This is a genomic window from Arthrobacter sp. AL12, assembly GCF_029960645.1.
GTDB lineage: Bacteria > Actinomycetota > Actinomycetes > Actinomycetales > Micrococcaceae > Arthrobacter.
Genome location: NZ_JASBQY010000002.1, coordinates 291,368 through 312,858, shown reverse-complemented (window position 1 = coordinate 312,858; position 21,491 = coordinate 291,368). Strand labels below are relative to the sequence as shown.

Sequence of the window (21,491 nt, the reverse complement as noted above, 5' to 3'; positions counted from 1 at the left end):
CCAGAGGCCCGCGGGCCAACACCATGACTGAAGCAGCGAACGGCAAGGCCCGGATCAGCGCCGGAGAGCGCGCCGCAGGTGAATTTCCCCACTCCCTACCAGGGCTGCGGACGGAGGTGGTCCTGTTCGACAACTCCGATCAGATGGTCCAGTCCCTTGGCAGTCATGACGAAGCCCTGCGCTTCATTGAGGCCCAGTTCCCGGCCGTCGACTTCCATGTCCGCGGCAACGAACTCGCCATCAGCGGGCCGGCCGCCGACGTGCCGCGGATCATGCGCCTGCTCAACGAGGTCCGGGGTCTCGTCGCCCGGGGCACCGTCGTCACCCCCTCGGTCCTGCAGCAGCTCGTGTCGATGCTCCGGAGCCAGTCCCTGCAGAACCCGGTCGAGGTGCTCACGCACAACATCCTCTCGAGCCGCGGCAAGACGATCCGGCCGAAGACGCTGAACCAGAAGAACTACGTGGACGCGATTGACGACAACACGGTGATCTTCGGAATCGGCCCGGCCGGTACCGGCAAGACGTACCTGGCGATGGCCAAGGCCGTTCAGGCACTGCAGCAAAAGGAAGTCACCCGGATCATCCTGACCCGTCCCGCCGTGGAGGCGGGGGAGCGGCTGGGATTCCTTCCCGGCACGCTCAGCGACAAGATCGATCCCTACCTTCGCCCGCTCTACGACGCCCTGCACGAAATGATGGACCCCGAATCCATCCCGCGGCTGATCGCGGCCGGCACCATCGAGGTCGCCCCGCTGGCCTACATGCGGGGGCGCACGCTCAACGACGCCTTCATCATCCTGGACGAGGCGCAGAACACCACCCCGGAGCAGATGAAGATGTTCCTCACCCGGCTGGGCTTCGGCTCCAAAATGGTCATCACCGGTGACGTCACGCAGGTTGACCTGCCCTTCGGGACCCGCTCCGGCCTCCGCATCGTGGAGGACATCCTGCAGGGCATCGACGACGTCAACTTCACCGTCCTGGACGCCTCCGACGTCGTCCGGCACCGCTTGGTGGGCGACATCGTCAACGCCTACAGTGTCTGGGACGAGATCCAGCGGAACCGGGTCAAGCATTCCGTGGCCCGGGACAAGCGGGGGGAACGCGCGTGAGCATTGAGGTCAACAACGAATCCGGCATCACCGTCGATGAGGCCGAGCTGGTCCAGCTGTCCAGGTTCGTTTTCGAACGGCTCTTCATCCACCCGCAGGCTGAACTGTCCATCCTCCTGGTGGACGAGCCGGCCATGGAGAAGCTGCACATCGAGCTGATGGACGAGCCGGGCTCCACGGATGTGCTCTCCGTGCCCATGGACGAGCTGACGCCGGGCACCCCGGACAAGCCCACGCCGCAGGGCATGCTCGGTGACATCGCCATCTGCCCGCAGGTCGCGGAGGTCCAGGCGATGAACGCAGGCCACTCCACCCAGGACGAGATGCTGCTGCTCACGACCCACGGCATCCTGCACCTGCTCGGCTTCGACCACGCGGAGCCGGAGGAGAAGGAGGAGATGTTCGACCTCCAGCGCGAACTGCTCTCCGCCTTCACCGGTAAAGATGCCCCCTCCGAGACGATTCAGTGACGCCACTGATCGTTGCCGGCATGGCGCTGGTGTTCCTGAGCTTTGCCGCGTTCCTGACCGCAGCCGAATCTGCCTTTAACTACCTTTCCCGGCACGACGCCGAGGCCGCGATCCTGCACAGCCGCGGCAACGCGCTCAAGCACATCATGGCCCAGCCCGTGGCGCACATGCGGGCCCTGCGGTTCTGGCGCATCTGGTTCGATATGGCCTCCGCCGTGGCCGTGACGGTGCTGCTGAACAGCCTGCTCGACAACGTCTGGATTTCCGGGCTGATCGCCACCGGCGTGATGGCCCTGCTGGGCTTCGTGATCGTCGGGGTGTCCCCCCGGCAGCTCGGCCGGGTGCACTCGGCCGGCCTGGTCCGCTTCAGCGCCCCGCCGATCCGCTGGCTCTGCTGGGTGCTGGGTCCGATTCCGGGCTGGCTCGTCACACTGGGCAGCGCGGTGGCCCCCGGGGCGCCCGCGGACAACGAGGCGTTCTTCAGCGAGGAGGAATTCCGTGAGCTTGTGGACCGGGCCACGGAATCTGACGTGATCGAGGACAACGAGGCCGAAATGATCCAGTCGGTGTTCGATTTCGGGGACACCCTGGTCCGTTCCGTCATGGTGCCCCGCACCGACATCCTTTGCATCGACTCCGGGTCCAGCCTGCACCGGGCCATGTCGCTGTTCCTGCGCTCGGGCTATTCCCGGATCCCCGTCATCGGCGAGAACACCGACCAGGTCCTGGGCATCGTGTACCTCAAGGATGTGGCCGCGGTCATCCACAACCTCGGCCCCGGTGGGGAGCCGCCGGTTGTTGACGAGCTCGCCCGCGAGGTGCGCTACGTGCCGGACTCCAAACCGGTGAGTGACCTGCTGCGCGAACTGCAGAAGGAATCGACCCACGTCGCGATCGTGATCGACGAATACGGCGGCACGGCCGGGCTCGTCACCCTCGAGGACCTCATCGAGGAAATTGTCGGTGAGATCGTCGACGAATACGACACTGAGAGCGCGGAGGCGGTGGAACTCGGCGACGGAAGCTACCGGGTCAGCGCCCGGATGAGCATCGAGGACCTGGGTGAGCTTTTCGACCTCGAGCTCGACGACGACGAAGTGGACACCGTGGGCGGCCTGCTCGCCAAGGCCCTCGGCCGGGTGCCGATTGTCGGCAGCACCGTCGAGGTCCACGGACTGTCCCTCCGTGCCGACCGGCTCGAGGGCCGGCGGAACCGCGTCAGCCACATCATTGCGGCGGCCGCACCAGCAGTAGAAACTGACCTTGAAGACCTTCTCGACGAGGCCGCACCAATCCAACAGGGAGTCTCACGTGAGCAAGCAGAATAAGTCCGACGGCGAAGCAGCCCACGGCGGCTACCAAGCCGGTTTCGCGGTGCTGGTCGGGCGGCCCAATACGGGCAAGTCGACCCTCACCAACGCCCTGGTCGGCCAGAAAGTTGCGATCACTTCGGCCAAACCGCAGACCACGCGCCACACCATCCGCGGCATCGTGCACCGGGACGACGGGCAGCTGATCCTCGTAGACACTCCGGGCCTGCACCGTCCGCGCACCCTGCTGGGGAAGCGGCTGAACGAACTCGTGGCCGACACCCTCGCCGAGGTCGACGCGATCGGCTTCTGCCTGCCGGCGAACGAGAAGATCGGCCCGGGGGACAAGTTCATCGCCGCCCAGCTCGCCGCCATCGGGAACAAACCGGTCATCGCCATCGTGACGAAGGCCGATACGGTGGACCGCCAGGGCCTCACCGAACAGCTGCTCGCAGTCGACGCCCTGGGCCGAGAGGTTCTCGGCGAGGACGGCTGGAAGGACATCGTCCCGGTCTCAGCCGCCGACGGCTTCCAAGTCAAGACCCTTGCCGACGTGCTGATCGGCCTGATGCCGCCCTCGCCGCCGCTCTACCCGGACGGCCACCTGACAGACGAGCCGGAAGCGGTGATGATCGCCGAACTCATCCGGGAGGCCGCCCTCGAGGGCGTCCGCGACGAACTGCCGCACTCCCTTGCCGTCGTCGTCGACGAGATTGTTCCCCGGGAGGGCAGGCCTGAAGACAAGCCGTTCCTCGACGTGCGGGTCAATCTTTACGTGGAACGTCCTTCGCAGAAGGCCATCATCATCGGCAAGGGCGGCGCCCGGCTCCGTGAGGTCGGCACCAACGCCCGCAAGGCGATCGAGGCGCTGCTTGGCGCGCGCATCTACCTGGACCTGCACGTGAAGGTCGCCAAGGACTGGCAGCGGGATCCGAAGCAGCTCGTCAAGCTCGGCTTCTAGGCGCCACCCCGGCGCCGACGGGGCCTGCGCCGCTCCCATGGAGCCCGGCATCGGGGAATTCCCAGTTTCGGACCCTAAAATGGGCTGACCCCTTTCGTGAAAGCAGGATTAACTGTGTCTCGACCCCGTGAAGACCGCGCAGACGGAACCGGATCCCCGGCCCGTTCAGGTTCTGCTGCCCGGCACACGGATGATCCCGCCGTCGGCCCGGCACGGCACCTGGGACGCATCCGCCGCATGCCGACCTGGCTGAAGATCGGCAGCGCCGCTTTCTCCATCCTGCTGATTGGCGTCCTCGTCTTCGGCGCCTACTGGGTCCTCCGGCTGCAGGGCAACATCAGCAAGGCGTCACTCGGGGCCGGCAGCGACAAGACCGAGGGCGCCCTGGACGATTCCCGGGACCGGATGCAGATCCTCATCCTGGGCTCGGACACCCGTGACGGGAAGAACTCAAACTACGGCACGTCCGACGACGCCACCGGTTTCGGGCACTCCGACGTCATGATGCTGATGGACATCTCGGCGGACAACAAGCGGGTCAGCGTGGTCAGTTTCCCCCGCGACCTGCTCGTGGACAAACCGAAATGCACCGACCAGGAATCCAAGCAGGAATTCCCGGCGCAGAAGAACGTGATGATCAACGAGGCCATGTCGGAGGCCGGCATCGGCTGCGCGGTGGACACGGTCAACAAACTGACGGGCCTGGAGATCGACCACTTTATGATGGCGGACTTCAACGCTGTCAAGGAGCTCTCGAACACAGTGGGCGGTGTGGAGGTCTGCATCAGCGACGCCGTGTACGACCCGGACTCGAAGCTGCGGCTCCCGAAGGGAACCTCCACGGTCCAGGGCGAGCAGGCACTGGCGTACCTGCGCACCCGGCACGCTTTCGCCGACGGCGGCGACCTCGGCAGGATCAGGGCACAGCAGGGCTTCCTGTCCTCCCTGACGCGGAAGATGAAGGATGACGGCACGATGTCCAACCCGGCCAGGATGCTGGAGATCGCCGACGTCGTCACCAGGAACCTGACTATCGACGAGGGGCTCGCCTCCATCCCGACGCTGCTGACGGTCGGGAACCGGCTGAAGAACATCGACGTCGGAAAGGTCGCCTTCGTGGCGGTCCCGACGGTTCCCGCGGTGAGCGACCTGAACCGCCTGCAGGTCGCGGAGCCCGCTGCTTCCCAGCTCTTCGCGGCGATGCGCAAGGACATTGACCTCACGGACCCGACGGCGCCGCCGAGCCCGTCCGCGTCCCCGGATCCCAGTGCCAGCGCCGAGCCGACACCCAGCGAGACGGCCCCCGCGTACGACAAGGCGCTGCAGCCCGTCACGGTCGCGAACGGGTCCGGCGTTCCGGCCCGGCCCCAGGAGATTATCCAGGCCCTCACCGCCGGCGGCTTCACCCAGCTCGGGCAGCTGGCCGCCCGGCCGGTCGCAGCGACCGCCGTCTACTACGGTGCCGGCTACGAGGTTGTGGCCGCCGACGTTGCCGCCCTGCTGGGCATTCCGGCGACGCAGGTGCTTCCGGCAGCCGGTGTCGCCGGCGTCCAGGTCTACCTTGGCAGCGATCTGGTGGGCGGCACTGGTGCGGACTCAGCGGTGCAACTGCCCTCGGACATCGTCAACCAGACCGCCGGTGACGTCGTCTGCCAGCAGGCCAACCCGGCGCTGATCACCCGGTAGCGGCGCGCTTTGAACCGGCGAGGGCCGGCCGCAGGAGCTGAACTGCTCCCGCGGCCGGCGCTCGGTGCGTGCCAGGGCAGCCGGCTCTGAGCGTCTACCAGATGCTGACGCGCTCGTCCGCCGGCATCCACATGCCGTCCTGCTCCGCCGTGCCGAAGGCCTCGTGGAAGGCGTCGAGGTTCCTGGCGATCTGGTTGGTGCGGAACTCGTTGGGTGAGTGCGGATCCGTGGCGATCCTGCGGATCGCTTCCTCGGTCCGGATGACCTGCCGCCAGCTGGCAGCCCAGGACGCAAAGAAGCGCTGCACACCGGTCAGGCCGTCCAGCACGGGCGCCTCCTGGCCGTCGAGGCTGATCTGGTAAGCCTTGTACGCAATCGTCAGGCCGCCGAGGTCGCCGATGTTCTCGCCCAGGGTCAGTTTGCCGTTGACGGTGTGCCCGGGCGCCGCGGCGGGGGAGAGCGCATCGAACTGGGCCACCAGCCTGGCGGTCAGCGCTTCGAAGGCGGTGCGGTCGTCCTCAGTCCACCAGTCGCGGAGCAGCCCGTTGCCATCGTACTGGGAGCCCTGGTCATCAAAGCCGTGGCCGATTTCGTGGCCGATGACGGCGCCGATGCCACCGTAGTTGACGGCATCGTCGGCGTCGGCGGTGAAGAAGGGCGGCTGCAGGATCGCCGCGGGGAAGACGATCTCGTTCAGCAGCGGGTGGTAGTAGGCATTCACCGTCTGCGGCGTCATCAGCCACTTCTCCCGGTCCACGGGCTTGCCGACCTCATCAAGGTGCCGGTCGACGTCGGCGTTGTGCGCGCGCTCCACATTGCCGAGCAGATCCGACGGGTCGATCTCGACCGCGGAGTAGTCGATCCACTTGTCCGGGTAGCCGATCTTGGCCCGGAAGGAATTGAGCTTCTTCAGTGCCTCATGTTTCGTGTCCTCGCCCATCCAGGCCAGGCCGGTGATGGATTGGCGGTACGCCTCGATCAGGTTGGCGACCAGCGACTCCATCCGGGCCTTGTGCGTTTCCGGGAAGTGCCGGGCCACGTAGATCTGGCCCACGGCCTCGCCCAGTGCGGCCTCGACGACGGCGACGCCGCGCTTCCACCGGTCCTTGTTCCGCGGCGTGCCGCTGAGCGTCGTGCCGTAAAAGGCGAAGTTGGCGTCCACCAACGCGGCGGACAGGTACGGTGCGGCCGCGCTGACAACGCGCAGGGCAAGCCATTCCTGCCAGACGGACAACGGCTCGGCATCCAGCAGGGTAGCCGCCCCGGCGAAGAAGTCCGGTGTACTGACGACCAGTTCGGCGCGTTTATCGGATGTGATGGCGGCGGCGTCGAACCAGGTCGTGAGGAGCGGGAAGAGCTCCGTGGCCTCCTCTGCCGATTTCAGGTTGTACGTCTTCTGCGGATCCCGCAGCGTGACCTTGTCCCAGTGGTGAGCGGCCAGCGCCGTTTCCAGCGCCACGACCCGGCCGGCCGCCGCTTCCGGATCCTGCTGTACACCGGCCAGGGTGAAAACGGTCGCCACATGGTCCCGGTAGGCGTGGACCACGGCGGCGAACTTCTCTTCGCGGTAATACGATTCATCCGGCAGGCCGAGTCCGCCCTGGCCGGTGTAGAGCAGGATCCGGTCCGGGTTGCCGGCGTCGGGGGCGGGATAGATGTAGAAGAGCCCGCCCACGTCCGCGCGGAACAGGCGCCCGGAGAGGGCCACGAGTTCTGCGACCGTCTGCGTGGCGAACACCTCGGCGAGCCGCTGCCGGATCGGATCCAGTCCCTTGGCCTCCGCCGCAGCCTCGTCCATGAAGCTGTTGTAGAGATCCCCGATCTTCTGCTCGATCCCGGTGGACTCCGCGCCGCGGGCGGCCGCATCCTCGATGATCTCCCTCACCGCAAGCTCCGAGCCGTCCCGCAGCGCCGTGAAGGTCCCCTCCAGGGGCCGGTCGTCCGGGATCTCGGTGCTCTTGAGCCAGGTGCCGTTGACATGCTGGTACAGGTCATCCTGCGGCCGGACACTGGCGTCGATATTGGACAGGACGATCCCCGAAAGTGGCACGGATGCTCCTTTGAGAGGCAGCCCGGGACCGCCTTGTTACGGGCCCCCGGTCTGCATGGTGGACGTTACGGAGGTGTGGCCCCTTCATCTTACGCACCCGTGTTACTGTGAAAGGGTGCGCGCAGAACTGCTTCTTCTTAGCTGCCGCGGCGAGGCCTCAGACGCGATCTAGCGCAAGGCCCACCCTCGCTGCGGAGTTTGTGTTGCCCGGCCACCCTTTCATCAGGAATCACAGAAAAGGCCCCGATTGTAATGCGAAACGCACAGAAGCCCTCAGGAATGCCCGTCCACCGCTACGTACCGTTCCAGGATCTGATCACGGTTGAACTGCCGGACCGCACCTGGCCGGACAAGGTCATCACCAACGCCCCGCGCTGGTGCGCCGTGGACCTGCGCGACGGCAACCAGGCCCTGATCGACCCGATGAGCCCCGCCCGCAAACTGAAGATGTTCCAGCTGCTGGTCCAGATGGGCTACAAGGAAATCGAAGTAGGGTTCCCCTCCGCCTCGCAGACGGACTTCGATTTCGTCCGCCAGCTGATCGAGGGCAACCACATCCCGGACGACGTCACCATCCAGGTCCTGACCCAGGCCCGCGAGCACCTCATCGAGCGGACCTACGAGTCCCTGGTCGGCGCCCGGCAGGCCATCGTGCACCTGTACAACTCGACCTCGGTCCTGCAGCGCCGGGTCGTCTTCAACCAGGACGAGGACGGCATCCTGGACATCGCCCTGCAGGGCGCGCGGTTGTGCAAGAAGTACGAAGAGACCCTGCAGGACACCCACATCACCTACGAGTACTCGCCCGAATCCTTCACCGGGACCGAGCTGGAGTACGCCGTGCGGGTCTGCAACGCCATCGCCGACGTGTTCGAGGCCTCCGCCGACAGCCAGGTCATCATCAACCTGCCGGCCACCGTGGAAATGGCCACCCCGAATGTCTACGCGGACTCCATTGAGTGGATGAGCCGGAACCTGCACCCGCGGGAGGGCATCATCCTGTCCCTGCACCCGCACAATGACCGCGGCACCGGCGTCGCGGCCGCCGAGCTGGGCTATCTGGCCGGCGCGGACCGGATCGAAGGCTGCCTGTTCGGCAACGGCGAGCGGACCGGCAACGTGGACCTGGTGACGCTGGGGCTGAACATGTTCGTCCAGGGCATCGATCCGATGATCGACTTCTCCGACATCGATGAAGTCCGCCGCACGGTGGAGTACTGCAACCAGCTGCCCGTGGCCGAGCGCAGCCCGTACGGCGGGGACCTCGTCTTCACCGCGTTCTCGGGTTCGCACCAGGACGCCATCAAGAAGGGCCTGGAAGCCCTGGAGAAGGATGCGGCCGCCGCCGGCAAGGACGTCGCGGACTACCCCTGGCAGGTCCCGTACCTGCCGGTCGACCCGAAGGACCTCGGCCGCAGCTACGAGGCGGTCATCCGCGTCAACTCCCAGTCGGGCAAGGGCGGCGTCGCCTACCTGCTGAAGAACGAGCACAACCTGGACCTGCCGCGGCGCGCCCAGATCGAATTCTCCGGGGTCATCCAGAAGCAGACCGACACCGTGGGCGGCGAAGTCAGCGGCGCCCAGCTCTGGCAGGTCTTCCAGGATGAATACCTGCCCTCCGGCGCGGCCGACGCGCAGTGGGGCCGCTACGCGCTCGGACCGTTCAGCACCGAGACGGACGAGGACGGTTCCATGACGCTGCACGCCGCGCTGAAGATCGACGGCACCCCGGTCCACCGCACCGGCACCGGCAATGGTCCGATCGCTGCGCTGCTGAGCATCCTGCGCGAGGACGGCGTCGACGTCCGGGTGCTGGACTACAGCGAACACGCCCTGTCCGAAGGCGGCAGCGCCCTCGCCGCGGCGTATGTCGAATGCGCCGTGGGGGAGCGTGTGCTGTGGGGCGTCGGGATCGACGCCAACACCTCCACGTCCTCGCTCAAGGCCGTCATCTCGGCCGTGAACCGCGCCATCCGGGACGCCCGCGCCTAAGCCGGCCGTCACTGCGCCGCCGGGTCCTCCGGCGGCGCAGTCTGCCTGAACTGCGGGGTTTCCCGATAGGCAGTGTTTCTTTCCAAGACAGTGCGAAGATTAACCGTGGCCCATCCCTCCTCCTTTGCCTCCCGCGCCTACCGTGATGACGGCGTCATCCTGCGCACCCACAAGCTGGGTGAAGCGGACCGCATCATCACCATCCTCACCAAGCACCACGGCCAGGTCCGCGCGGTGGCCAAGGGCGTCCGGCGCACCAGCAGCCGCTTCGGCGCCCGGCTGGAACCCTTTATGGTCGCGGACCTGCAACTGATCTCCGGCCGCACCCTGGACATTGTCACGCAGGCCGTCGCCAAAGGCGCCTACGGCGGCAGCATCGCCGCCGACTACGGCCGCTACACCGTCGCTGCGGCCATGACGGAGACGGCCGAGAAGCTCACCGACGTCGACGGCGAAGCCGGCACCGCCCAGTACAACCTCCTCGTCGGGGCCCTGGCATCGCTGAGCCGCGGGGACCACAGCCCGGAACTCATCCTCGATTCGTACCTGCTGCGAGCCCTCGCCACCGGCGGCTGGGCGCCGAGCTTCACCAACTGTGCACGCTGCGGGGCCCGCGGGCCGCACACCGCTTTCTCGGCTCCGCTCGGCGGCATGGTGTGCGCCGACTGCCGGCCGCCGGGATCGCCCGCGCCTGCCGCGGAAACCGTCGTGCTGCTCGGCGCGCTGCTCACCGGGGACTGGACGACGGCGGACGCGTCCGTGCGCGTGCACCGCCGGGAGGCCGCCGGCCTCGTGGCCAGCTACCTGCAGTGGCATCTGGAACGTGTCCTCAAATCCCTCAAACATGTGGAGCGAACGTAACCGTGGCGTTGGGTAAAAAGAAGAGTCCGGCCCGGCAGCGGAGCGCCCCGGTGGTGCGCCCGTACCCGCACACCTCCGGAGCCGTACCCCCGGCAATCCCGGCGGAGTTCATCCCCCGCCACGTCGCGATCGTGATGGACGGCAACGGGCGCTGGGCCAACATGCGCGGCCTGCCCCGGATCGAGGGCCACAAGGCGGGGGAGCCGGCCCTGCTGGACGTGGTGGCCGGGGCGATCGAGCTCGGCATCGAGTACGTGAGTGTCTACGCTTTCTCGACCGAAAACTGGCGCCGCTCGCCCGAGGAAGTGCGCTTCCTGATGGGATTTAACAAGGATGTGCTACGTCGCCAGCGCAACCAGCTTGATGAGTGGGGCGTCCGGATCCGCTGGTCCGGCCGGCGCCCCCGGCTCTGGGGCTCGGTGATCCGCGAACTGGAGGAAGCCGAGGACTTCACCCGCGGCAACAGCACGTGCACGTTGAACATGTGTGTTAACTACGGCGGGCGCGCCGAAATCGCGGACGCGGTGTCCGCGATCGCCGAGGAAGTCGCCGCCGGGCGGCTCAAGCCGGGCGCCATCACCGAAAAGACGATCCAAAAATACCTGGACGAGCCGGACCTTCCCGACGTTGACCTGTTCCTGCGCAGTTCCGGGGAGCAGCGGCTTTCCAACTTCATGCTGTGGCAGTCGGCGTATGCAGAGTTCGTCTTCATGGACACGCTCTGGCCCGACGTGGACCGGCGCACGCTGTGGGACGCCGTCGAGGTCTACGCCCAGCGGGACCGCCGCTACGGCGGTGCGGTGGACGCGGCCCCCGCCGGCCCGGCCTGACCCCCAGAGCGGCGGCCGGCTAGTCTGCTTTGTCAGCCCGGGTACAGGCTGAGCCAGAGGACGAGGTCGTCGTAGGCTTCCTGCCGAACCGCGCGGCGGGACAGGAAGATGTCGTGGATCGCCCCCGGGTACCGGAACACTGCCGTCCGGCGGCCCAGCCTGAGCGCGCTGCGCGCCGTTTCCTCGACATCGATCACGGCGTCGAGTCCCATGAGTTCCTCGGACCATTCGGCCTGGATCCGGGTGCGTCCGGACAGCATCACCAGCACCGGTGAGCTGATGGCGAGCCGCTGGGCCACGGCCGCGTGGCCGGCCAGAACTGCCTTCATCCAGCCGGGCCGGACGGGGAACGATTCCCGCGGACGCCACGCGGGATCGAGGCCCCATTCGCCGTGGGCTGTCTCGCCCACGCTGTCCCAGTAGCCGGGCATGCTGGGCATCAGGAGCGTCCGGCGCGGATCGGCGCGCGCCAGCGGTTCCACCAGGTGCACCGCGATGTTCCGGATCAGGCTGCTGCCTTGAAGTTCCAGCCAAGGCGCATTGAGGACCAGCGTGCCCAGCCTCCCAGGGTTCCGGTCCGCCCACAGCGCCGCCACCAGGCCGCCGAGGGAATGCGCGAGCACGTGCACCGTCGGCGCCGCGGAGCTGCCGGTGCGGCCGGCGATATCGGAGCCGATCGCTGCCAGCGCTGCTGCGATGTCCTCGTCATAGATGGCCAGGTCGGTGGTGTACCCGGGGGTCTGCCAGTCCCGGAGGCTGCGCCCGAACTTCCGCAGGTCCAGGGCATAGAAGTGGAAGCCGCTGGCAACGAGGCGGTCGGCGAGCTCGGCCTGCAGGAAGTAGTCGGCCCAGCCGTGCAGGTAGAGGACCACCTTCGCCGGTGCCGGAGTCCCAGGGAGGGCCGGGGCTGGGTCAGGGGTGGCCGGGGCCGGAGCCGCCACCCCGGACGCCGCTCCGTCCGGGCCGGCGTGCCGGACCAGGGTCGCGACAACGGGGCCCTCGTCGTCCGGCGCCAGGGGCAGTTCCAGGCGCGCGAAACGGCTGCCCAGCACATCTTCCCGCCAGACCGGCCGCACCCCGGCGGACGTCACGCGGCGCCGCCGTCGTCCAGCACGTACGCGCGGAGCCAGCGGGCCAGCCGGGCATAGGCGTCGGCACGGACGCACGGGGCCGACAGGAACACATCATGCAGGGCGCCGTCGATCCGTTCGAGCGTGACGGTCCGGCCCAGGCTGAGGGCCCGCAGTGCAATGGTGTTGACGTCCAGGACCGCGTCGGTGCGCCGCATGGATTCCTTCCAGAACATCCCGGTGGCGCTGGCTCCCGAGATCAGCACCAGGATCGGGACGTCGATGTTCAGTCCCCGCGCCACCCGCGACTGTCCGCTGAGGACCGCGCTCAGCCACCCGGCCCGAACGGGGAACGCACGGGGCGGGCGGTAGCTGTCATCCAGGGTCCATTCGCCCTCTGCGGCGCTGCTGATGCTGCGCCAGTAAAAGCCGCGTTCGGGGAGCCGGATGACGGCTTCGGGCCGGAACCGCGCGAGCGGTTCCACCATGGTCCGGGCCGCGCGGCGCACGGCCGGACTGCCGTGCATTTCCAGCCAGGGGCTGTCGAGGATCAGCTGCGAAACCTTCCCCCGATGCCGGCTGGCCCACAGCGCGGCGATCAGCCCGCCGGTGGAATGCCCCATCAGCGCCACCGCCGGCGGTGCTTCCGCCACGGGGTGCAGGGAGGCGATGATGCCAACCGCCGCGGTGATCTCGGCGTCGTAGTCGTCCAGGTCGGCCACGTAGCCGCCGTGCGCGCCGGCGTGCAGGCTCCGCCCGTGGTTGTGCATGTCAAGGGCGAAGAACGCGAACCCCTGGCCGGTCCAGAATTCGGCGAGTTCCGCGTTGAAGAAATAATCACTCCAGCCGTGCAGGAACAGCACGGCGCGGGGCCGGCGCCCGGCGGCTGCAGTCCCGCTGGCTGCCGCTCCGCCGGCGGCACCCCCTGCCCGGGGAACGTGCCGCACCAGCGTGGCGGTCCGCTCGACGCCGTCAGGCCCGGACGCCGCGACAGTGCAGGCCTCGAAGTCGTCGCCGAGGATATCGGGTACCCAGTCCATGGCTTCATGCTAGCGCCCGGTGGCCTGCGGGTTTGGTCTGGGCCGCCGGAACCGCAAAACTAGAGCCATGCGCGTATATCCGACTTTCTTCCGGCTGGCCTTCTCATGGATGGACGCCGAACGCGCCCACAAGATCGGCTTCAAGGCCATCCGGCTCGTCCACTCCTGCGGCGCCGGCCGGGTGCTGCAGAAGTTCACCGCCCCGGCGGCGTCCCTCCAGACCCAGGCGTTCGGCCTGACGTTCCCCTCCCCGTTCGGACTGGCGGCCGGATTCGACAAGGAGGGGCACGGCATTGAGGCCCTCACCGAGCTGGGGTTCGGCCATGTCGAGGTCGGCACCATCACCGGGCAGGCCCAGCCGGGGAACCCCGCGCCGAGGCTCTTCCGCCTGGTCGAGGACCGCGCCGTGATCAACCGGATGGGCTTCAACAATGACGGCGCCGCCGCCGTGGCGCCAAGGCTGAAGTCTGCCCGCGCGGCCCTGCAGCGCCGCCACCCCGGGGTCCGCCCGGTGATCGGCGTCAACATCGGCAAGAGCAAGGTCGTGGAACTTAAGGACGCCGTGGCCGACTACCTGGCCAGCGCCCGCAGCCTCGCGCCAGCCGCAGACTACCTCGTGGTCAACGTCAGCTCCCCGAACACCCCGGGCCTGCGGCTGCTGCAGGATGTTGAAACCCTGCGCCCGCTGCTGACGGCCGTGGGGGAGGCGGCGGACGTGGCGTCCGGACGCCACGTCCCGCTGCTGGTCAAGATCGCCCCGGACCTCAGCGATGACGACATCGACGACGTCGCGCGCCTGGCACTGGACCTGAACCTGGACGGAATCATCGCCACCAACACCACCATCGCCCGCACCGGGCTCTCCTCCAGCGCCGAAAAGGTGGCGGCGTGCGGGGCCGGCGGGCTGTCCGGCGCGCCGCTGAATCAGCGGTCGCTGGAGGTGCTCGCCCGGCTGAAGGCGGCCACCGGCGGCAGGCTGACCCTGGTCTCCGTGGGCGGCGTCGAAACCGCGCAGGACGTCCAGCAACGGCTCGACGCCGGCGCCACCCTCGTGCAGGGATACACGGCGTTCCTCTATGAAGGGCCGTTCTGGGCCGCCCGCATCAACCGGCTCCTCGCGAAGCACCCGTCCCGGCGCTGAGCCACCCTGCACAGCACGGAGCATCCCTGACTGCCGGGGACGACAAAGCCCCCGGCAGTCAGACTGCCGGGGGCTTTGTGTTGATGGCGTGAATCAGGCGGGGTATTCGCCGCGCTTGACGAGCGGCTTGGGCAGGCGCAGCCTGCGGAACTGCAGCGAACGCATGGAGCCGTACCAGACGGTGCCGCGCTCCACGTGCCCGAACTTCTGTTCCAGGCGCTTCTTCAGCTTCCGGGACAGGATAAACACGTCGACGAAGACCGCCAGGAACATCACCCAGAACCCGCCCAGGACGTAGATCATTTGTTCGCTGGTGGACGGGACCAGGAGTGAGACGATCACGAAGATGAGCGCCCCGAACATCAAATATTCGCCGAGGCTGAAGCGGGCATCCACATAGTCACGGGCGAAGCGCTTCTGCGGGCCCTTGTCGCGCAGCGGCAGGAACCTCTCATCGCCGGTGTCCATGGCCTGCCGCATCTTGAGCCGCTGCTCCTGGACCGCTGCCCGCTCGGCGGCCTTCGAAGCCTTGCGGTCCTCGGGCACGAGCGGCCGCTTGCGGGCCGCCACCTGCGCGCTGCGCTTGGGCGTGGGCGCGCCCTTGCCGAGGGCGGCATCCCGGGCCGCTGCCCCGGCCGCCTGCTGGTCAACTATGTCCTGCGCCGATGGCGCTTCTTTTTTACGTCCAAACACCCCTACAGAATACCCCGGTGCGGCACGCACGAGACCCGGCCCACACGGCACGTGACGCGCTGCTGCTCTGTTTGAAGTGATCCGCGGCACCGGTAGTGTTCTGGCCATGACTTCATTACCCGCGGGGAACCCGCAAACCGCCACTGCCCGGGTCGGAAACGTCGACACCGAGGCCCTCCGCCAGGCCGTTACCGAATCGTTCGACACCACGATCGCCCAGCTGACGGAGCTCGTCGCCATCCCGGGCATCGCCTGGCCCAGCTTCGACCCCGCCCCGCTCAACGCCAGCGCCGACGCCGTCGCCGAACTGGTCCGTGCCAGCGGCTTCGCCGAGGTCCTGATCCTGCGCTGCGACAAGGAAGACGGGACCCCGGGCGGCCCCGCCGTCGTCGCCCGCCGTCCGGCCGCCGCGGGCAAGCCGACGATCCTGCTGTACGCGCACCACGATGTGCAGCCCACCGGTGACCTGGCGCTGTGGGAGACGGAGCCGTTCACCGCCGTCGAGCGCGACGGGCGGCTGTACGGGCGCGGCGCGGCCGACGACAAGGCCGGGATCCTCGCGCACATCGCGGCCTATTCGGCGGTGACCCGTGTGCTGGGCGACGACCTGGGTCTCGGCGTGACCTTCTTTTTCGAGGGGGAGGAGGAAGCCGGCTCGCCGACTTTCCGGGCCTTCCTCGAAACCCACCAGGAACTGCTGCGTGCCGATGTGATCGTCGTGGCCGACTCCAGCAACTGGAAGGTCGGCATCCCCGCGCTGACAACCAGCCTCCGCGGCCTGGTCGACGGCACCATCGAGGTCAAGGTCCTGGACCACGCCGTCCACTCCGGCATGTTTGGCGGGCCCGTGCTGGACGCCCCGACCCTGCTCTCCCGCCTGATCGCCACCCTGCACGACGATGCGGGCAACGTGGCGATTGCCGGGCTGGCCAGCCGGGACGACGTCACCGTGGACCTCTCCGAAGAGCAGTACCGCGCCGATGCCTCGGTGCTCGACGGCGTCCGGCTCGCCGGCACCGGTTCGATCGCCTCGAGGATGTGGACCAAACCGGCACTGTCGATCATCGGTTTCGACGCTCCCGCCGTGGACGTCGCCTCCAACACCCTCCTGCCCCGTGCGCGCGCCAAGTTCAGCCTGCGGCTCGCGCCCGGACAGGATCCGGCCGAGGCGATGGAGGCCGTCCGCCGGCATGTGGAAGCCAACGCGCCGTTCGGCGCGCACATCGTCTTCACTCCGGGGGAGAGCGGCAACGCCTTCCTCACGGACACCTCCTCCAAGGCTGCCAGCGTCGCGATGTGGGCGCTCGGCGAGGCGTGGGGCGTCCCGGCCGTGGAGACCGGCATCGGCGGCTCGATTCCGTTCATCGCCGACCTCACCGAGCTGTACCCGGACGTCCAGATCCTGGTCACCGGCGTCGAGGATCCCGATTCCCGGGCGCACAGCGCAAACGAATCGCTCCACCTCGCGGACTTCCGGAACGCCATCGTGGCCGAAGCCCTGATGCTGGCCCGCCTGAATGAGGAAGGACTGGCCTGAGCGGACCGGCCGGCGGTGTTCCCCGGGGAACATCCGGCCGGCTGGGACGGTTACGTCCGGAGTTAGAGCTACCGGGCTGATCGACGTAGCATGTAGCTATAGCCCGTACCGTTCAAGTAGGGGCGGGTGCCGCGGGAGCGGCGCCGCCACCACCGTCGTTAGAAGGTAGGCCATGAGCACTACAACCAATGAAAACAGCGCCGACACCACCGCCACGGCGGGCGGGGAACTGGCAACGCACGAGGTCAAACTGACCGACGTCGCGGCCGGCAAGGTCCGCAGCCTGCTTGAGCAGGAAGGCCGCACCGATCTGCGCCTTCGCGTGGCCGTGCAGCCCGGCGGTTGCTCTGGCCTGATTTACCAGCTCTACTTCGACGAACGGCTCCTCGACGGGGACGCCGTGCGCGACTATGACGGCGTCGAAGTAGTCGTCGACAAGATGAGCGTCCCTTACCTCAGTGGTGCCAGCATCGACTTCGAGGACACCATCTCCAAGCAGGGCTTCACCATCGACAATCCCAACGCCGGCGGCTCCTGCGCCTGCGGTGACTCCTTCCACTAGGGCCGGGCAATCTGCCCGGCCCTAGTGCCGCAGGATTCACAACGAGCGGACCCGGTAAAAAGGTCCCGACGCACGGCGCGGACATGTGGGCGAAAACTCGCGGGGAGCGGTAAGCTCTACATCGAGTAGTAAAACTTTTCGTGTGCCCTGACCGCCATTTTGCGGCCCGGGCGACAGCAACAAGTAGGAAGGGCCGTCTGTGAGTTCGCAGAACCGAACCGGCAGCCGACGCAAACAGATCACTACGATCACTGGCTTGGCACTCGCCGGCGCGTTGGCTTTGACTGGATGTTCACCAGAGGTACAGAAAGGGTGGCTGCCCACTGAACGTGGCACCACCAACCACACTGACCGCATCATGGACCTCTGGGTCAACTCATGGATTGCCGCCCTGATCGTGGGCGTCATCACCTGGGGCCTGATGATCTGGTGCATCGTCGCCTACCGGCGCCGCAAGGGCACCGTCGGGTTCCCGCGGCAAAACAGCTTCAACCTGCCCCTGGAGGTCTTCTACCTCACGATCCCGCTGTTCATGGTCCTGGTGTTCTTCTACTTCACCGACCGCGACCAGCAGGCGATCGACAACCGCGCCGAGCCGGCCGACGTCGTCGTCGACGTCCGCGGCAAGCAATGGGCCTGGGACTTCAACTACAAAAAGGGCGACGTCGTCCGCGAGGATGTCCACGAAGCCGGCGTCCAGGCGCACCTCACCGGCGAGAATGTGGACAAGGAAAAGCTGCCCACCCTGTACCTCCCGGTCGACAAATCGGTTGACCTCGAGCTGAACGCCCGCGACGTCATCCACTCCTTCTGGGTCCCCGCCTTCCTGCAGAAGCGCGACATGATCCCCGGAAAGACCAACTACATCAGGTTCACCCCCACCAAGGAGGGAACCTACGACGGCAAGTGCGCCGAACTCTGTGGCGAATACCACTCCGAAATGTTGTTCCGCGTGAAGGTCGTTTCCGACGCCGAGTTCCAGGCGCACCTGGAAAAGCTGCGCCAGGACGGCAACACGGGCCTCCTCGGCGAAGAGTACGACCGCAACCCGGCCCCGACCGAAACCAAGTAAGGGGAGCGACGTGGCAACTACCTATTCACAGCCCACCGGGATCCTTGAGGCTCCCGTAGTACCGAAGTCCAAGGGACGCATCGTCGTCAACTGGATCACCACGACCGACCACAAGACCATCGGGTACATGTACCTGATCGCCTCGTTCGTGTTCTTCTGCTTCGGCGGAGTCATGGCGCTGCTGATCCGCGCCGAACTGTTCGAGCCAGGCATGCAGATCCTGCAGACCAAAGAGCAGTACAACCAGCTGTTCACCATGCACGGCACCGTAATGCTCCTGATGTTCGCGACGCCGCTGTTTGCCGGCTTCGCCAACGTCATGATGCCGCTGCAGATCGGCGCCCCCGACGTCGCCTTCCCGCGGCTGAACGCCCTGGCCTTCTGGTTCTTCCTCTTCGGTTCCACCATCGCCGTGTCCGGCTTCATCACCCCGCAGGGTGCGGCGTCGTTTGGCTGGTTCGCGTACGCGCCGCTGTCCAACACGACGTTCAGCCCGGGCGTGGGCGGTGACCTGTGGGTCTTCGGCCTCGCACTGACCGGCTTCGGCACCATCCTCGGCGCGGTCAACTTCATCACCACGATCATCTGCATGCGCGCCCCGGGCATGACGATGTGGCGGATGCCGATCTTCACCTGGAACATCCTCGTCACGTCGATCCTGGTCCTGATGGCGTTCCCGCCGCTGGCCGCAGCCCTCTTCGCCCTTGGCGCGGACCGCCGTTTCGGCGCCCATATCTTCGACCCGGAGAACGGCGGCGCGGTGCTCTGGCAGCACCTGTTCTGGTTCTTCGGACACCCGGAGGTCTACATCATCGCCCTTCCGTTCTTCGGCATTGTCTCGGAGATCTTCCCGGTCTTCAGCCGCAAACCGATCTTCGGCTACAAGGGCCTGGTCTACGCGACCATCTCGATCGCCGCGCTGTCCGTGACCGTGTGGGCGCACCACATGTACGTCACCGGCTCGGTCCTGCTGCCGTTCTTCTCCTTCATGACGATGCTGATCGCAGTGCCAACCGGTGTGAAGTTCTTCAACTGGATCGGCACCATGTGGCGGGGATCGATCACCTTCGAAACCCCCATGCTGTGGAGCATCGGCTTCCTGGCGACGTTCCTCTTCGGCGGACTGACCGGCATCATTCTGGCCTCCCCGCCGCTTGACTTCCACGTCTCCGACTCCTACTTCGTGGTGGCCCACTTCCACTACGTCGTCTTCGGTACAGTTGTCTTCGCAATGTTCGCCGGCTTCTACTTCTGGTGGCCGAAATGGACCGGCAAGATGCTCAATGAGCGCCTTGGCAAGATCCACTTCTGGATGCTGTTCCTCGGTTTCCACGGCACCTTCCTGATCCAGCACTGGCTGGGCGTCGAGGGTATGCCCCGCCGCTACGCGGACTACATGCCGCAGGACAACTTCACCTGGATGAACCAGTTCTCCACCTACGCCTCCTTCCTGCTGGGTGCCTCGCTGATCCCGTTCTTCTGGAACGTCTACATCACCTGGCGCAGCAACGAGCGGGTCGAAGTGGATGACCCGTGGGGCTTCGGCGCCTCGCTCGAGTGGGCGACCTCATGCCCGCCGCCGCGCCACAACTTCACGTCGCTGCCGCGGATCCGTTCGGAGCGTCCCGCCCTGGACCTTCACCACCCCGAGCTCTCCCAGTCATACACCGTCGAATCGCCTGCCCCGGCAGCAGCAGCGCTCGGTAACGCCGACCAGAAGGATCAAGCCCAGTGAAAATCGAATCAAGACTCTTCGGATTCGGAGTCTTCTTCTTCGTCCCGGTCTCGATCGTCTACGGATTCCTGACCGGATGGACAGAGTGGGTCGGCATCCTCGGTGTTCTCCTGCTCGGCGGACTTTCGCTGATGGTCGGCGCGTACCTGGCCTTCACCGCCAAGCGCGTCGGGATGCGTCCCGAGGACCGCAGCGATGCGGAGATTCACGAGGGCGCCGGTGAACAGGGTCACTTCAGCCCCTGGAGCTGGTGGCCGCTGGTGCTTGGCCTGGCCTCCGCCGGTGGATTCCTTGGCCTGGCGATGGGATTCTGGATCGTCTACATCGCGGCCGGACTTGCACTGGTCGGTCTGGTCGGCTGGGTCTACGAATACAGCCGCGGAGACCACGCACACTAAGGTCCGCGAGGACACATACTGATCAACGACGGCGGGCCCCACCATTTGGCGGGGCCCGCCGTCGTTTGGGGCCTCCGTCGTTTGGGGTCCCGCCGTCGTCGGGTCCCGCGCGGTGCTGCCTCGCCCTCGGACGCCGCGTTGTCAAAGCCTGACTGGCGTTGGCTGGCGGCCGCGCTGGCCCCTGCCTTGCCCTGCCCTGGCGTAGGCACGAGAGACCGGTGGGCCGGTGCGCTCCCGCTGACGATGCCCGCAGTGGCGCTCAGCGCCCTTGTGGCGGCGCTGATGGTGTTGCTCGTGGTGGCGTGGAGGCCCTCGCGGCATTACTTCGCGTGGGCATGGAAGGGACGCATGATCCTGTTAGCGTCACCGGGAATCGTCGCGGCTCGTCGGCCTCAGCTCGTACCGGCGGAATTATCGGTTGGGAAGCCGGGGCCGGCCACTGGCCGCAGGGGCAGAGCGGACGCCGCCGGGGGAGCCTCAGGGCCCCAGGAGGCCCCTTGCGGCGCCTATCCGTGCCGGGCGGACTCCAGCAGCGCACGCAGGCCATCCAGGGCCGCATCGACGTCGACAGGGCTGAAGCGTTCCGGGACAGTGTCGGGGTTGACAGCCAACTCCACCACACAGCCGCAGTGGAAGTCCTCGGTCATGACTTCGAGCAGGGAGCGGGCGTCGACACCCTGCCGGCCGTCCTTGCTGATGGTGACGGGCAGCCCGGTTTCATGGACAGCCCGGACAAAAAGCGCCGCAGGCCTTGCATGCAGTCCGACGTCCGCCTGAACGACTGCGCTCCGTACTAGCAACGGGACTCCCTTTTCTCAGACAGTGGCGATCGTGGTGCCGGCGGGGAACCGGTGCATTTAAGCCTAGCCGGGGCCGCGTTCCCGGGCGAACCGGCACTACCCGGTGGTCTAGACCTGCGCAGGGGGTGGTTTAACCTTGAGGTATGACTCATTCCGGAAGGCTGCGCAGTG

Annotated in this window: 19 protein-coding genes; 14 read left to right on the top strand and 5 right to left on the bottom strand. The window is 67.1% G+C overall.

Annotated elements, in window-relative coordinates:
• The first annotated feature begins 23 nt into the window (after positions 1–23).
• The 5 genes from QK291_RS04210 to QK291_RS04190 all read left to right on the top strand — a co-directional run bounded on the left by QK291_RS04210 (position 24) and on the right by QK291_RS04190 (position 5,539).
• Positions 24–1,112 (top strand): PhoH family protein, encoded by a 1,089-nt coding sequence (locus tag QK291_RS04210; RefSeq protein ID WP_282379413.1) that lies wholly within the window; start codon positions 24–26, stop codon positions 1,110–1,112.
• Entirely contained in the window at positions 1,109–1,582 is a 474-nt protein-coding gene (gene ybeY, locus QK291_RS04205) for an rRNA maturation RNase YbeY (RefSeq protein WP_282379411.1), read from the top strand. The genes QK291_RS04210 and ybeY overlap by 4 nt, the downstream gene beginning before the upstream one ends.
• Complete coding sequence (locus tag QK291_RS04200; protein WP_282379409.1) at positions 1,579–2,910, top strand: hemolysin family protein; 1,332 nt, start codon at positions 1,579–1,581, stop codon at positions 2,908–2,910. The genes ybeY and QK291_RS04200 overlap by 4 nt, the downstream gene beginning before the upstream one ends.
• Positions 2,894–3,853, top strand: coding sequence for a GTPase Era (era, locus tag QK291_RS04195; protein WP_282379407.1), 960 nt, complete (start codon positions 2,894–2,896; stop codon positions 3,851–3,853). Before QK291_RS04200 ends, era begins: the two co-directional genes overlap by 17 nt.
• 237 nt (positions 3,854–4,090) lie before the next feature.
• Positions 4,091–5,539, top strand: coding sequence for an LCP family protein (locus QK291_RS04190; RefSeq protein WP_348994555.1), 1,449 nt, complete (start codon positions 4,091–4,093; stop codon positions 5,537–5,539).
• Between the two features lie 94 nt (positions 5,540–5,633).
• Here QK291_RS04190 and QK291_RS04185 read toward each other — a convergent pair whose 3' ends face one another.
• Positions 5,634–7,589: a M13-type metalloendopeptidase gene (locus QK291_RS04185; RefSeq protein ID WP_282379403.1), complete on the bottom strand. Its 1,956-nt coding sequence runs from the start codon at positions 7,587–7,589 to the stop codon at positions 5,634–5,636.
• Between the two features lie 252 nt (positions 7,590–7,841).
• Here QK291_RS04185 and leuA point away from each other — a divergent pair, with 252 nt between their 5' ends.
• The 3 genes from leuA (at position 7,842) to QK291_RS04170 (ending at position 11,272) form a co-directional block, all read left to right on the top strand.
• Entirely contained in the window at positions 7,842–9,581 is a 1,740-nt protein-coding gene (leuA, locus tag QK291_RS04180) for a 2-isopropylmalate synthase (RefSeq protein ID WP_282379401.1), read from the top strand.
• A 105-nt stretch (positions 9,582–9,686) separates the two neighbouring features.
• Positions 9,687–10,442: a DNA repair protein RecO gene (recO, locus tag QK291_RS04175; RefSeq protein WP_282379399.1), complete on the top strand. Its 756-nt coding sequence runs from the start codon at positions 9,687–9,689 to the stop codon at positions 10,440–10,442.
• 2 nt (positions 10,443–10,444) lie between these two features.
• The gene (locus QK291_RS04170) at positions 10,445–11,272 is read left to right on the top strand and encodes an isoprenyl transferase (protein ID WP_282379397.1); all 828 of its coding nucleotides are present in this window, start codon (positions 10,445–10,447) and stop codon (positions 11,270–11,272) included.
• 32 nt (positions 11,273–11,304) lie between these two features.
• Here QK291_RS04170 and QK291_RS04165 read toward each other — a convergent pair whose 3' ends face one another.
• Together QK291_RS04165 and QK291_RS04160 are read right to left on the bottom strand one after the other, a co-directional pair.
• Positions 11,305–12,363, bottom strand: a complete 1,059-nt coding sequence (locus tag QK291_RS04165; protein ID WP_282379395.1) for an alpha/beta hydrolase — start codon at positions 12,361–12,363, stop codon at positions 11,305–11,307.
• A complete protein-coding gene (locus QK291_RS04160) occupies positions 12,360–13,382 on the bottom strand; it encodes an alpha/beta hydrolase (protein ID WP_282379393.1) in 1,023 nt (340 codons plus the stop codon). The genes QK291_RS04165 and QK291_RS04160 overlap by 4 nt, the downstream gene beginning before the upstream one ends.
• Positions 13,383–13,449: 67 nt before the next feature.
• On the opposite strand from QK291_RS04160, the gene QK291_RS04155 reads away from it, so the two are divergent.
• A complete protein-coding gene (locus tag QK291_RS04155; protein WP_282379391.1) occupies positions 13,450–14,523 on the top strand; it encodes a quinone-dependent dihydroorotate dehydrogenase in 1,074 nt (357 codons plus the stop codon).
• Between the two features lie 93 nt (positions 14,524–14,616).
• Here QK291_RS04155 and QK291_RS04150 read toward each other — a convergent pair whose 3' ends face one another.
• Positions 14,617–15,216, bottom strand: a complete 600-nt coding sequence (locus QK291_RS04150; RefSeq protein WP_282379389.1) for a DUF3043 domain-containing protein — start codon at positions 15,214–15,216, stop codon at positions 14,617–14,619.
• Between the two features lie 106 nt (positions 15,217–15,322).
• On the opposite strand from QK291_RS04150, the gene QK291_RS04145 reads away from it, so the two are divergent.
• The 5 genes from QK291_RS04145 (at position 15,323) to QK291_RS04125 (ending at position 20,520) form a co-directional block, all read left to right on the top strand.
• Positions 15,323–16,753, top strand: coding sequence for a dipeptidase (locus tag QK291_RS04145; RefSeq protein ID WP_282379384.1), 1,431 nt, complete (start codon positions 15,323–15,325; stop codon positions 16,751–16,753).
• A gap of 172 nt (positions 16,754–16,925) precedes the next feature.
• Positions 16,926–17,315: an iron-sulfur cluster assembly accessory protein gene (locus tag QK291_RS04140; RefSeq protein ID WP_069951776.1), complete on the top strand. Its 390-nt coding sequence runs from the start codon at positions 16,926–16,928 to the stop codon at positions 17,313–17,315.
• Positions 17,316–17,514: 199 nt separating this feature from the next.
• Positions 17,515–18,387, top strand: a complete 873-nt coding sequence (coxB, locus tag QK291_RS04135; protein ID WP_282379382.1) for a cytochrome c oxidase subunit II — start codon at positions 17,515–17,517, stop codon at positions 18,385–18,387.
• 10 nt (positions 18,388–18,397) lie between these two features.
• A complete protein-coding gene (gene ctaD / locus QK291_RS04130; protein ID WP_282379380.1) occupies positions 18,398–20,122 on the top strand; it encodes a cytochrome c oxidase subunit I in 1,725 nt (574 codons plus the stop codon).
• A complete protein-coding gene (locus QK291_RS04125) occupies positions 20,119–20,520 on the top strand; it encodes a cytochrome c oxidase subunit 4 (RefSeq protein WP_282379379.1) in 402 nt (133 codons plus the stop codon). The genes ctaD and QK291_RS04125 overlap by 4 nt, the downstream gene beginning before the upstream one ends.
• Positions 20,521–21,026: 506 nt before the next feature.
• Here the strand turns inward: QK291_RS04125 and QK291_RS04120 are convergent.
• On the bottom strand, positions 21,027–21,320 hold the full coding sequence (locus tag QK291_RS04120; protein WP_282379377.1) for an HPr family phosphocarrier protein: 294 nt from the start codon (positions 21,318–21,320) through the stop codon (positions 21,027–21,029).
• Between the last annotated feature and the right edge of the window lie 171 nt (positions 21,321–21,491).

Bases quoted from the DNA above. Each gene is read 5' to 3' on its own strand.
- QK291_RS04155 (WP_282379391.1), top strand. From the start codon at position 13,450: ATGCGCGTATATCCGACTTTCTTCCGGCTGGCCTTCTCATGGATGGAC.
- QK291_RS04140 (WP_069951776.1), top strand. From the start codon at position 16,926: ATGAGCACTACAACCAATGAAAACAGCGCCGACACCACCGCCACGGCG.
- QK291_RS04190 (WP_348994555.1), top strand. From the start codon at position 4,091: ATGCCGACCTGGCTGAAGATCGGCAGCGCCGCTTTCTCCATCCTGCTG.
- leuA (WP_282379401.1), top strand. From the start codon at position 7,842: ATGCGAAACGCACAGAAGCCCTCAGGAATGCCCGTCCACCGCTACGTA.
- QK291_RS04145 (WP_282379384.1), top strand. From the start codon at position 15,323: ATGACTTCATTACCCGCGGGGAACCCGCAAACCGCCACTGCCCGGGTC.
- QK291_RS04160 (WP_282379393.1), bottom strand. From the start codon at position 13,382: ATGGACTGGGTACCCGATATCCTCGGCGACGACTTCGAGGCCTGCACT.
- QK291_RS04210 (WP_282379413.1), top strand. From the start codon at position 24: ATGACTGAAGCAGCGAACGGCAAGGCCCGGATCAGCGCCGGAGAGCGC.